Source organism: Pseudoalteromonas sp. MB41, assembly GCF_020966275.1.
Taxonomy (GTDB): Bacteria; Pseudomonadota; Gammaproteobacteria; order Enterobacterales; family Alteromonadaceae; genus Pseudoalteromonas; species Pseudoalteromonas lipolytica.
The window spans coordinates 167,099-179,434 of record NZ_JAJJZF010000005.1; the positions used below are offsets into that span (position 1 = coordinate 167,099).

The 12,336-nt window shown below is 40.5% G+C and carries 12 protein-coding genes; 6 read left to right on the forward strand and 6 right to left on the reverse strand.

The features are described 5' to 3' along the window. The first annotated feature begins 43 nt into the window (after positions 1 to 43). Positions 44 to 1,867 (forward strand): DUF4105 domain-containing protein, encoded by a 1,824-nt coding sequence (locus LPA49_RS08255; protein ID WP_065979174.1) that lies wholly within the window; start codon positions 44 to 46, stop codon positions 1,865 to 1,867. Here LPA49_RS08255 and LPA49_RS08260 read toward each other — a convergent pair. From LPA49_RS08260 to LPA49_RS08270, 3 genes are all read right to left on the reverse strand, one after another. Further along, a complete protein-coding gene (locus tag LPA49_RS08260) occupies positions 1,864 to 3,120 on the reverse strand; it encodes a Y-family DNA polymerase (protein ID WP_036972668.1) in 1,257 nt (418 codons plus the stop codon). The genes LPA49_RS08255 and LPA49_RS08260 overlap by 4 nt on opposite strands. Beyond that, positions 3,108 to 3,521: a LexA family transcriptional regulator gene (locus LPA49_RS08265; RefSeq protein WP_036972666.1), complete on the reverse strand. Its 414-nt coding sequence runs from the start codon at positions 3,519 to 3,521 to the stop codon at positions 3,108 to 3,110. The genes LPA49_RS08260 and LPA49_RS08265 overlap by 13 nt, the downstream gene beginning before the upstream one ends. A 63-nt stretch (positions 3,522 to 3,584) precedes the next feature. Beyond that, entirely contained in the window at positions 3,585 to 4,019 is a 435-nt protein-coding gene (locus LPA49_RS08270) for a MarR family winged helix-turn-helix transcriptional regulator (protein WP_065979176.1), read from the reverse strand. Positions 4,020 to 4,110: 91 nt separating this feature from the next. Between LPA49_RS08270 and LPA49_RS08275 the strand changes: the two genes are divergently transcribed. The 5 genes from LPA49_RS08275 (at position 4,111) to LPA49_RS08295 (ending at position 9,649) form a co-directional block, all read left to right on the forward strand. Further along, complete coding sequence (locus LPA49_RS08275) at positions 4,111 to 4,884, forward strand: siderophore-interacting protein (protein ID WP_230236350.1); 774 nt, start codon at positions 4,111 to 4,113, stop codon at positions 4,882 to 4,884. 64 nt (positions 4,885 to 4,948) lie between these two features. Next, positions 4,949 to 5,944: an LLM class flavin-dependent oxidoreductase gene (locus LPA49_RS08280; protein ID WP_230236352.1), complete on the forward strand. Its 996-nt coding sequence runs from the start codon at positions 4,949 to 4,951 to the stop codon at positions 5,942 to 5,944. Positions 5,945 to 6,107: 163 nt separating this feature from the next. Then, positions 6,108 to 7,064 (forward strand): patatin family protein, encoded by a 957-nt coding sequence (locus LPA49_RS08285; protein ID WP_036972658.1) that lies wholly within the window; start codon positions 6,108 to 6,110, stop codon positions 7,062 to 7,064. A gap of 104 nt (positions 7,065 to 7,168) precedes the next feature. Then, positions 7,169 to 8,587 (forward strand): sodium:alanine symporter family protein, encoded by a 1,419-nt coding sequence (locus LPA49_RS08290; RefSeq protein WP_118844970.1) that lies wholly within the window; start codon positions 7,169 to 7,171, stop codon positions 8,585 to 8,587. A 15-nt stretch (positions 8,588 to 8,602) separates the two neighbouring features. Next, the gene (locus LPA49_RS08295) at positions 8,603 to 9,649 is read left to right on the forward strand and encodes a patatin-like phospholipase family protein (protein WP_230236354.1); all 1,047 of its coding nucleotides are present in this window, start codon (positions 8,603 to 8,605) and stop codon (positions 9,647 to 9,649) included. Here LPA49_RS08295 and LPA49_RS08300 read toward each other — a convergent pair. From LPA49_RS08300 to LPA49_RS08310, 3 genes are all read right to left on the reverse strand, one after another. Further along, on the reverse strand, positions 9,642 to 11,201 hold the full coding sequence (locus LPA49_RS08300; RefSeq protein ID WP_230236356.1) for a PAS domain-containing methyl-accepting chemotaxis protein: 1,560 nt from the start codon (positions 11,199 to 11,201) through the stop codon (positions 9,642 to 9,644). The two genes, LPA49_RS08295 and LPA49_RS08300, sit on opposite strands and share 8 nt — an antisense overlap. A 331-nt stretch (positions 11,202 to 11,532) precedes the next feature. Continuing rightward, the gene (locus LPA49_RS08305; protein WP_074989161.1) at positions 11,533 to 11,847 is read right to left on the reverse strand and encodes an excalibur calcium-binding domain-containing protein; all 315 of its coding nucleotides are present in this window, start codon (positions 11,845 to 11,847) and stop codon (positions 11,533 to 11,535) included. A 280-nt stretch (positions 11,848 to 12,127) separates the two neighbouring features. Further along, positions 12,128 to 12,336, reverse strand: a 209-nt coding sequence (locus tag LPA49_RS08310; RefSeq protein WP_230236358.1) for a hypothetical protein, incomplete at its 5' end; no start/stop codon positions are given.

A 12,336-nucleotide genomic window follows, 5' to 3' on the forward strand; every position in this document is an offset into this window, starting at 1 on the left:
AACGTTTTTCTTTATAAAGCCCTTTACGGGCTTTTATTCTCTTATGCATAGACTTTTATTGCTCTGTTTAGTGCTCTTTAGCAGCGCTGTTTTTTCTAGTACGGTTACAAAAGATATCGCTTATAACCCTTACTGGCTTAAACTAGGACATTATAACCAGCAACGTTTTTCTTCGTATGAAAGTGAAGTAGACAGTAATGCATTTTTCTTTTCGCCTGTAGGTAAGAGCGATCCTCATGCTGAGCTTATTGCCACGATAAAAGCATTTGAGTTGGCTGATAATAATGAGGCTCAATGTCGTTTTCCTGCTCGCTATAGGTGGCTGAAGGATCATTTTTTTCCGCAGTGGCCTGAACTCTTGTGCCCTGAGATAGATGTTTGGCAACAGCTTATAAACCCTAAAGGTATAACCTTGGTGTTTCCAACTGCGTTTATGAATGATCCCTCATCTATGTTTGGCCATACGTTACTGCGCATAGACGCAAGGGATCAAACTCGCAGTCGTGAACTAATAGCCTTTGCGGTAAATTTCGCTGCTGAACCAGATGCAACAGATAATGCGGCGCTTTACGCTTTAAAAGGCGTTATTGGTCAATACCCCGGTAAGTTCACCTTAATGCCTTACTATAGAAAGGTGCGTGAATATAATGATCTCGAATCGCGTGATATTTGGGAGTATCCGCTTAACTTATCAGAGCCAGAAATTCAGCGTATCTTGCTTCATTTATGGGAGATGCAGTGGGCTACATTTGATTATTTTTTTATTGATGAGAATTGCTCATATCAGCTATTAGCCTTGTTACAGCTAGCGCGTGATGATTTGTTTTTAACCTCGGAGTTTTCTACACACGCAATTCCCTCAGATACGGTTGCTGCATTAAAGCAATATGGGTTATTACAGCCCCCTAAATATCGCGCAGCGTCGGGCAGCAAGTTACTTAATTATGAAAGCCAGTTAACCGATGAACAACTTGTCATGGCACAAGCATTACGTGATGGAAAACCTTTGCATGATTTATCACTTTCGGCTAAAGATGCTGTGCCAGTACTCGAAATGGCCTATGAATGGCTTAATTATCAGTACTATGATCAAGGTCTTGCTCGCGACGAAATAGCCCCACGATTAACGCGACTTCTTCATCAACGAAGCAAATATCATGTTGTCTCACCCTTTGAGCCACCTCAAATACCGCGTGTTAGTCCCGAGCAGGGACATGGCTCTGCGCGTATTGGTGCTGTGGTTAGCCACTATGAAAATAGCGCCAACCGTGTTGGTTTAAGTTATCGTGTTGCTTATCACGATTTATTAGATAATGCAGGGGGCTTTATACCCGGCGCTCAAATCAGCTTTTTTGATGTAGAGGCGAGTATTGATAACAACGAGCGCCTTTTTTTAGAGCGTTTATATGTGATAGATGCCATGTCTTTAGCACCTGACAATCGACTTTTTGATTCTTGGTCTTGGAATGTCCGTGTTGGTTATGACCGCCAACCTACGCTAAAAAAGCGAGCTGGCCGTAGCTTTATTCAAGGTGGATACGGTAAATCTTTTGGTGATGCCAACCATTTTCAAAGCTATATTTTAGCGTCGTCTTTGTTGCAAACTGGTTCGTTAATTGATTCGCTTTCATTTGCTTTAGGCAGCGAGGCCGGTGCTATATGGCAAGTGACAGAGTCACAAAAGCTAGCTTTATCGGGCCAAGCATTATGGCTGTTCAATGAGCCCCGCAGTGACAAGCACATTGAGTTTTCTGCGCATTGGCAAATTGCCTTAGCGCAAAATTGGGGGTTCAGAAGCTCTTTTGTATATCAAGATTGGCAAGTATCAGAGCAGCAATTTAAATTACAGCTACTGCATTACTTTTAACAGTGTATTTTTGGCAAGTTATACCAGCGTGTTGTGTAATGGGGTGATAAATACTCTCGTTTCATATGCCAGTCAGCGCTAGACGTTTCACTGGCTATGGCTAATGTGCCGATGCCAAAGCGTGCATTTATTTTGTCTAAGCATTGCATTAACTTAGGGTTATCGATGGAGGCTTGAAATAAGTCGGGTTGTTGGAACATGTGGCTTGTAAGCTCTAGTGCGCCAACACCACATTTGTAAAAAAGCACATTGGGTTTGTATAACTGCTCGAATACCTCGCTAATTGCATTAGCAAATACACGGCTGTCGGCGGTGGCGATATTGAACTCATAAATATACGATTTCTTGTAGTAGCCTTGTTGGTGTGGTGAACTGGCGACAAATATCAGTAAACGTTGAGTTAGCGACCCTTGAGCGCGTAGTTTACGCGCTACAATAGCACTGTGGTTAATCAATGCGGTTTTTAGCGTTATGGGATCTGTTACGCGCTCACCAAAGCTACGTGTTGAAAAAATTTCTTTTTTATCTTGGCGTACATCATCCCAGCTCAAACAGCGTTTGCCACATAGTTCATTAACGGTACGCTCAAGTACTACACTAAATAAGCGTTTCATTTTTCGGGGGTCTTGCTGTGCAAGATCAAGTGCGGTGTTAATGTTCATTAACTTTAGCTTTTTAGCTAACCGTTTTCCCACGCCCCATACATCTTGTATATCCATGGCGCGTAAAATATTGACCCGTGAAGACTCAGAATCTATGACGGCAACACCATCAAAACCCGGTAGTTTTTTGGCCGCATGGTTTGCTGCCTTTGCAAGTGTTGCCGTAGGACCAAACCCTACGCCCACGGGCAGTTTTGTTTCACGCCAGACTGTACGTCGAATGGTATGCCCATAACGATACCAATCAGTTATGAGTGGATTAAAACCGTTAAAATTTAAAAAAGACTCATCAATCGAATAAATGTGTTGGTTATCACAAAAGCGACCTATCACATTCATCATACGCTCGCTTAAATCTGCGTAAAGCTCATAATTAGAAGAACGGATCACAACCTGATGATCAAAGAGGTATTGTTTAACTTGAAAATAAGGTTGAAATTTTGGGATAGCAAGCTTGCGAGCAATAGGGCACACAGCACAAATACAGCCATCGTTGTTAGTTAGAACTACAACGGGTTTACGACGAATCGACGGGTCAAAAACTTTTTCTGCACTGGCATAAAACGCCACTGCATCAACTAAGGCGTACATGATAGTAGTTCTTTGCTACTGCGGTGCATACGAATAGAACGGGTAACAACACCTTCGAGTTGAAATTCATCAGAATCTCTTAACTGCACTGCGGGGTACTTGGCAGAGGCTGACAATAACTGTGCATTGTGTTTGTCGAGTAATTTACAAACAAATAAACCGTTTAAGTTTGCGACGATTACATCGCCATTTTTAACATCTTCAGCGCGATCAACAAGCAATAAGTCGCCATCAAAAATACCGACACCTTGCATTGATTCTCCCGACGCAATACCAATAAAAGTCGCATCGGGGTGCTTAATTAACAGCTGATCTAATGATAAGCCAAGTTCTTTGTATTGAGCCGCAGGTGATTCGAAACCACATACGCCTGCTTCAATATAAATAGGAATAACACGCATAAAAAAACCACTATACTGTATGTTTGTACAGTATAGTGGTTTATCGTAATCTTGCCAATGTGATTAACGGTCGATACGGTTAATATTTTCGATCATGATTGTGGCTGTCGAAATGAATTCGCTGATTTGTTGCTCTGTTAACCCTTGGCACAGAGTCTTGTCTACCTCTTGCTCCGCGACCTCTAGGCGTGAGAACAAAGCACTCCCTTGTTCTGTCAATGATAAAATTAAGCAGCGTTTATCATTTTCATCAGCGCATTTTGTAATTAATGCGAGTTTGAGTAGTTCTTTAATAAGCCGTGCTATTTGTGCTTTGTCACGGCCTGTTTTAGCGACTATATGATTAGCAGTACAGTGGTTGGTTTCAGCAATAATGTGTAAACAGCGCACATGGAGGGCATTTAAACCTAATTCATTCGCGTTAATCGCATTACGTACTGTGACACGGTAGCTCTGCGCCAGTGTAAATAAAGCTGAAGAAAGTGATGTTTGTGACATGGTTTACCTAGTTAGTTGACAAAGTCAATTAAAAGTATATAGTTGATTATATCAACTAATGGGGCGGTGTAAAACTTTATAGGAGACAAGCATGGCAAAAAAAATTCGTCGTGCAAATGTATTAAATACCACGCGCATTTCGCCGCACTTACAACGGATCACGGTTGGTTCACCAGACTTTGTCGATTTTCCACTCGATGCGAAAGGCGCTTATGTAAAAGTGTTATTTCCGCATGCAGGTGAATACCACGTAGAACAAGATCTAAACGCTGAGCACCCTGCAATTATGCGCTCTTACACAATTCGTGATATTGACCCTGTAACACGTGCTATAACACTGGATTTTGTTATTAATCAACATCAGGGAACTGCGACAAATTGGGCAAAGAACGCATGTATTGGTGATGAAGTAGGGATTGCTGGGCCAGGTCCTAAAAAATTGACTGACTTTGAACAGGCTCAATATTTAATGCTTGCAGACCTCACATCTATCAATGCTATCAATGGTTATCTGCAAGTACTTCCAAGTAGTGCGCATGTTGATGTGCTCATTCATATTGAAGATAAAGACGATATTATTGAGCTTGAGCAAAACAAAGCGGCTATTAATCACAGTGTTCATTGGCTTGTCACCAATAAGCCAGAAACAGAACTTTTAGACCAAGTAGCACAATTATGTGGCGGGTATAACACCCAGCCTTTGGTTTTTATGGCGCTTGAAGCAAATCTTGTTAAAGAGATTAAACGCTTAGTAACCAGTCGCTTTTCTGTAGCGCGTGAGCACATTGTTGCATCCGCATACTGGAAACGTGGTATTGATGCAGATGGACTAAAAGTGGAAAAACAGCAACAAAGCCGTGCTTAATTAGCATTTGAAAAAAGCACATTCGCACTCATTATAACGTTATCAACCCCATTATGGAGAGCTTATGTCTGAATTAAGCGGTATGCCTTTTTCATTGCTTGAACTGAGCCCAATGAAAGAGAACGAAACAGTTTCACAAACCCTTGCTAATAGTGTTGCCTATGCACAAACTGCCGATGAGCTAGGCTTTAATCGCTTTTGGATGGCTGAGCATCATAATATGCGTGGCATCGTATGTGCGGCGACATCAGTACTTATCGGCCATGTTGCAGGAAAAACGCAGCGTATCCGTGTCGGTGCGGGTGGGGTCATGTTACCTAACCATCCTCCTTTAGTTGTTGCTGAGCAATTTGGCACGCTTGAAAGTCTATATCCTGGTCGTATTGATTTAGGCTTAGGACGTGCACCCGGTAGCGACCCCATTACAAGTCGCGCGTTGCGACGCGATGAGCAGCGTGCTGAGCATTTTGCAGACGAAGTCACCGAGTTACAAAGTTTATTAGGCCCCTATAAAGGTGACTCACCTGTTAGGGCTATTCCCGGTGAAAATACAAATGTTCCTATTTGGTTGTTAGGATCAAGCTTATACAGCGCTCAATTAGCAGCGAAAAAGGGGTTGCCATATGCATTTGCAGGTCACTTTGCGCCACGATTTGTTCATGATGCTATAGCGTTGTACCGACGCGAGTTTCAACCATCAGACATATTAGATAAACCTTATGTGATGCTTGGGTTGCCTGTGGTGGCTGCTGATACTGATGAGCAAGCACAGTTTCTGGCTACAACTTCAAAGCAGCGAATATTAGCGTTAATGCGCGGTCAAGCATTGTGGTTAAAAGAGCCGATTGCAAGTATGGATGGACTGTGGTCACCTCAAGAAAAAATGCAAGTTGAAAGCTTTTTAGGGCTTGCTGTTGTAGGTAGTCAAGCGAGCGTTAAGCATAAGTTGAGTATGATTAAAAAAGAGCTACAGGTTGATGAGTTTATTTTTACTAACGACCTGTACGAATTGAGCGACAGACAACACGCGCTGACGATACTTGCGAACATAATGAGTTAATCGGTTACGGTGCGTAATGACGTAAATTACGCACCACACTGTGTGTCTGTTTTCTCATAATTAAACGGTTTTTTGAATTGAACTGATTTAATTATTCTATTTTAAGGATTTAAATAAACCTAATACACTGTCAATATTAACTACAACCCTAGGAAGGTGCACCGTGAAATCTCAAACAATTGCCAACGTCGAGCCACAAACAAAAACAGCATTAATTGCTGAGGGGGGCGGGCAACGAGGGATTTTTACCGCAGGTGTATTAGATGCATGGTTAGAAGAAAACTACGATCCATTCGATTTATTTATTGGCACATCAGCAGGTTCACAAAACTTAACCAGTTATCTAGCCAGACAAAAGGGTTACGCAAAACGCCTTATTAGAGGGCTGTCGCGGCATAAACGTTTTTTTCAACTGGGGCGTGGCTTAATTGGCAAAAGTATTGTTGATCTTGATTGGTATTTTGATAAAACCAAAGAAGTAAACCGCGCCCTTGATTTCAAAACAGCAACACAAAGTTTAGGCCAACGAGAGCTGTTAATAACAGCCACTCATGCAATTGATCGTAAGCCCTATTACTTAACACCGACAGGTGAAGACACGCAGTGGCTTGCATTACTAAAAGCGTCTAGTGCACTGCCATTCTTATATAGAGATGGGGTTAACTTAACGCCTTGGTTTACGACCAAAGCTGCTAATGATGCCATTATTCAAAGTGCAAATACTGACTTAGCAAATAATGTGTTTTTAGACGGCGGCTTAGCTGCACCACTGCCTGTTAAAGAAGCTTATAACCGAGGCGCTCGCGATATTGTGGTTATAAGAACGGTTGATAAAGACTTTCAAGTGCAATCTGAATGGGTCACTAAATTGAGGTCACTTGTGAGTGTGTCTGGCTATTGCCCAAAAACAATCGATTATTTATTGCAACATGAACAAGCGTATCAAGATGAACTTGATTTTATAGCCAATCCCCCAAGCGATGTGCGTATTACGCAAATATTCGCAGGCGACAAACTGCGCAGTAAATTATTAGGGAGCACAGACTCTGACTTGCGATTTGATCATAAATTAGGATTAGCAGCAGGCCGTAAGTTTTTAGAGGGTACGCACTGCAATTAAACACATTACGTACTTGAGATATTTGTAAATAAAGTTAAAGTGGTTAGCTAACTATTCACTTTTAGTGATTTGTTATTCTAAAAAATAACAATAAAAGGCTAACCATGTTCAATTCTGCTGTTGGTGCTATTAATAATCTATTGTGGGGAGACGGCCAGCTCCTCATCTATATTCTTCTGTTTGCTGGTATTTGGTTTTCAGTACGGCTAAAAGCCATTCAGCTTCTTAAATTTCGCCATATGTTCAGTTTATTAAAAACTAGCAGCAGCACAGATAAAAATTCTATCAGTTCGTTTCAAGCATTGTGCACCGGGTTATCTGCGCGAGTAGGGACAGGTAATTTAGCCGGTGTTGCGGTAGCAATATCGTTAGGCGGTAGTGGTGCTATCTTTTGGATGTGGGTTATTGCGATACTGGGAATGGCAACAGGTTTTGCAGAAAGTGTTTTAGGTCAAGTATATAAAGTAAGAGACGCTAATGGCGACTTTAGAGGCGGGCCTGCTTATTACATTGAACAAGGCCTTGCGAGTCGGTGGCTTGCCGTGTGTTTTGCTTTTTGTTTATTCCTTGGTTACGGCTTCACATTCAGTGCGATGCAAACTAATACCATAACAGATGCCCTGAACTACGCTTTTGAAATCCCCACACTGTATTCAGGGATTGTGATCACACTTTTAGCGGGAAGCATTATTTTGGGTGGCTTTAAAGCAATCGCCCGATTTGCAGAGCGTGTAGTGCCCGTAATGGGCATTTTATTTGTACTGGCTGCGGTGACTATTACCCTATTAAATCTAGGCAAGGTACCTGAAATGATTGAGGATATCTTACTATCTGCATTTGGCTTACAAGAAGCGGGCGCTGGTGCCATGGGCGCCGCAATTAAAAATGGTATACAACGAGGACTGTATTCAAACGAAGCCGGTGCAGGCAGTGTGCCTCATGCCGCAGGTTGTGCATCGCCAATACCTAACCATCCTGTAACGCAAGGTTATATTCAAATGCTTGGTGTGTTTTTCGACACAATTGTGCTGTGTAGTTGCACAGCGGTGATCATACTACTCGCTGATATTGATATAACTGGCGAAATGGAAGGCATTCGCCTAACGCAATCTGCGATGACAGCACATATGGCTGCTGGTGGAATTTATTTTGTAGCTGCGGCCATTTGCTTGTTTGCATTTACCTCAGTTGTTGCAAATTACGCCTACGCAGAAAGCAACCTTCATTTATTTAAACTAGACAATAAATTTGGGCGAACAGTGTATACCGGGCTTTACTTATCGATGATGATTTGGGGAGCCTCAGCGACACTTAAACAAGTATGGGATTTAGCCGACATCGCTTTAGGGTTGATGACAGTGGTAAATGTTATCGCTATCATACGGTTAACACCCACTATATTGGCAGTGACCAAAGATTACAACACGCAACGTGCCGAAGGAAAAGACCCCGTATTTAACGCCGAACATGTTAAAGTACAAGGACACACTGAGCTGGGTATTTGGCGTCAAAAACAAAAATGATGAGAAAAGCAGTACATGATTGATATTTACGCAGGGCCAACCGCTGCAAAAACAATACGAGAGCAGGGACTCTCTGCAGATCTTTTTAGTACATTTTTAGGTGCGAGTGGTGGACCTAAATGGTTTACTTTGTTCGGTCTAGATAAGTACCTATTCGGCGAGTTTTTTAAACAGCGAACACAGCCTTTAAATTTAGTAGGTTCAAGTGCTGGCGCTTTTCGTGCGGCCTGTTTTGCGCAAAATGATCCTGTGGCTGCAATATCACGCTTAGCTAAATCGTACTCCGAAACACGCTATTCCTCTAACAAAGCAAAGCCAACTGAAATAACAGAAAAAGCACGATTGCTTTTGAACTATGTATTTGCTGAAAACGGTATTGAAGAAATTATTAATAACTCCGTTTTTAAGGCGCATTTTATTGTTGCTAAATCAAATGGTTTTACGGCTTCAGAAAACAAAGTTATGCAGCTAATGGGGTTATCAAAAAGTTACCTATTTAACAGAGTAAATAGACGGTTGTTGAGCAAACAATATGAACGTTTCGTGTTTCAACCTGCGAATAGTAATCTGTCCTTTAGTGACAATAATACCTTTAATACTCAAACAGTTGAGCTTACAGAAGCTAATCTAGCCGATGCTTTACTTGCATCAGGCTCAATTCCGTTAGTAATGCAAGGCATTAAAAATATACCAGGCACACCGCAAGGTATGTACCGAGATGGCGGTATTATTGATTACCATTTTGATTTAACAATTCACAATGAAGGGTTAATACTTTATCCGCACTTTAATAATAAGCCAAAAGCAGGGTGGTTTGATAAAAACCTAAGCAGGGGGATCACACCGCGTAATTACGATAATGTGGTGATGGTTACACCTTCAGCAAAGTTTATAGCGTCATTACCCTACAATAAAATACCAGACAGAACAGACTTCACAGTACTTGATGCCGACACACGTATAAAGTATTGGCAACATGTTCTTAGCGAAACCGAACGATTAGCAGAGGCATTTCATCTGCTATGTAATAATAACGATTTTAAAATAAACATAATTACTTAAATTGATTAATGAGTGCGGTTTGCTCCGTTACTTTCGATAATAATCCTTCGCACAATTGCTGGGCAGAATGACCAAGCGAAGTGCATTCATGCGCAAAATCTTGTGCTGCTGATATATTGGCAGCAATTGCTTGACTGGCTGCTAATTGGTCACTAATTGCTTGTGAAATAATACTATTAAGTTCGCTTAATTTAACCGATTGTGCGTTGATATGTTGTAAACTTTCGCCGCTTTTATGGGCAAGACTCACGCTTTCTGAAGACAACTTGAGGCCATCAGACATCGCATTTTGTGCTTCTTTAGATGCCCCAGTGAGACGATTTAAAACAGTATTAATTTCTTCGGTTGATTGCTGAGTCCGTGAGGCGAGGGCGCGTACTTCACCCGCAACGACAGCAAAACCTCTGCCTTGTTCACCAGCACGTGCTGATTCAATCGCGGCGTTTAATGCTAATAGATTCGTTTGTTCTGCTATGGCATTTATTTCCGATAAAATGGAGACAATATGCTTATTACCCTCCACTAAATTCACAACTTGCTCGCTGGCTGAGTGAAGTTTTTTGTCCAGCTCGTTTATTGAATTAATCGTTTGTTGTACAGCTTGTGACCCTTGCTCTGTTGATTTCATCGCCGTTTCGGCTGCTTGGCTTGTGTCTGTTGTACTCGATGATAAATCGTTTATCGACGCTGACATCTGCTCCGTCGCAATAACAATTTGTGACACTTCGTCAGCTTGTTTACTTAATAGTTCAGTAACATGGTGTCCAGTTTCAGCGCACTGTATTGCATTATTATTCACTCCCATTGTTACGTCATTAACACGCCCGACAATCGCTTTAAGTTTTGCTTGTTGCATTTCAAATGCTAAATTCAAATAGCCAATGTCATCATTTGTTCCTGAGTATAAGTAAGCCATAAAAGGATTATTGTATATGTCTTTTGCTTTACTAATTAGCTGTACGTAGCGCCTACGCCAAAAGAACATCAGACTATTTATAGTCGCTAAAACGATGAGTAATACCGTATTCAATATTTCAAAGCCATTGCTCAAAACAGAGGCAAAAGCCGTAACAAAACACGCGGCTAAAAGGATGCTAATAAATAAAGTTACATCATACTTTTTTGATAACGCGCGAGATTTTTGTCCATCATTGATTTTTTTATATTCACTGCTGGCACGTGCTACAACATCATCATTTGGTTTAGTACGTACTGACTGATATTCAATTGTTCGATTATTTTCATCCCTGATAGGAGTCGCAAACGCATTAACCCAATAATAATCACCATTTTTACAGCGATTTTTAACCGGTCCCATCCAAGATTGGCCATTTTGTAAATGTTTCCACAGGTCAGCAAAAGCAAGTTTTGGCATATCAGGGTGTCGAACAAGATTGTGTGGCTTGCCTTTCATTTCATCTAAATCATAACCGGCGATTTTGCAGAAATCTTTATTCGCATAAGTGATATGACTTTTAAGATCGGTTGTCGAAAGGAGAATATCTGATTCAGAAAATTTCACTTCGTTGTTAGTTATTTTTGCTTTTATCACGTAGAAATCATCCAAGTGTGTCGTTAGCTATCAATAAAATTCATCAATTTATCGGTTGAAGTTTAAACATTATTTATAAAAAAGATGTTAACCAGTACCAATAAAATGACTGTTGTCTTAGATCAATTTAGCGCTAAGTCAGTGAAAAATAACTAGGAAAATTCTGTTTTTGTATTTTGAAGGTAAATACTTTTTAATTATTTAAGGGATTAAAAAAGAGAACTCACTATAATAAAAAAGAATACTCCGAATCAATTATCTTTAAATCAGAGTATATTTGGATAGTTTATTTTATAATGCTAAGCATGTGCGCCATGCTTAGATTTTATATTTAGGGGCGGAGTCTTGTGTCGTTTTCACATGGATCACCATCATAGTCTCCATCCATGTCTGTATTAGGGCAGTTTTTAATAAAAAAAAGTGCTTCTTCAAGCGAGGTCATCTCACTACAGTATTGCCTGCCATCACAGACAAATTTGCTCTCATCTGTTAAATAGGGTCCGTTACGTTTACGAGTATACTTTGTCCGAATGGGGTCAATGACTTCGCTCTGTAATGTGTCTATTGGCGAAATGCCGCCATAATTTTTTGCATAATATTCCCAACCAAACAATCCAATAATGATTAGTAGCAATAATTTTCTCACGTGACTTCCTTTTAGTATTGTCATAAAAATGAGTGTATTTATAGTCAGCGAAAGCTTTCGCACACCTAACTAAAATGGCTTACTATGATAGGGAGGTTATACAATAATTTTAAGTGATATTCGGATTTGAGAAAGAAATCTGAAATTTCGCAGAAGCTAGTGTATTAAGATATAGTAATTATAAACATCCCATAAATTACGGTACGTAAAAATTAAGAAAAGGGCGAAAAGCCCTTTTTTATTATGTAGTTATGTCCGCTGTCAATATTGACAGCTTGGCTTAGTGATACATTGGGTCACAGGCTTTGACATACTTAGATTCGTTCTCTTTTGTTCGATTTTTTTTATATAACTCAGTGAAATAATTGCAAACAATAAGCTTTTCTTCATATTCTTCTTTTGTGTATTTAGAATGTAATTCTTGCATGTACTTATCAGTTTTTATTTGGTTGGACTCAATTTGCAATTTTTTCTGACGTGCCATCGCAA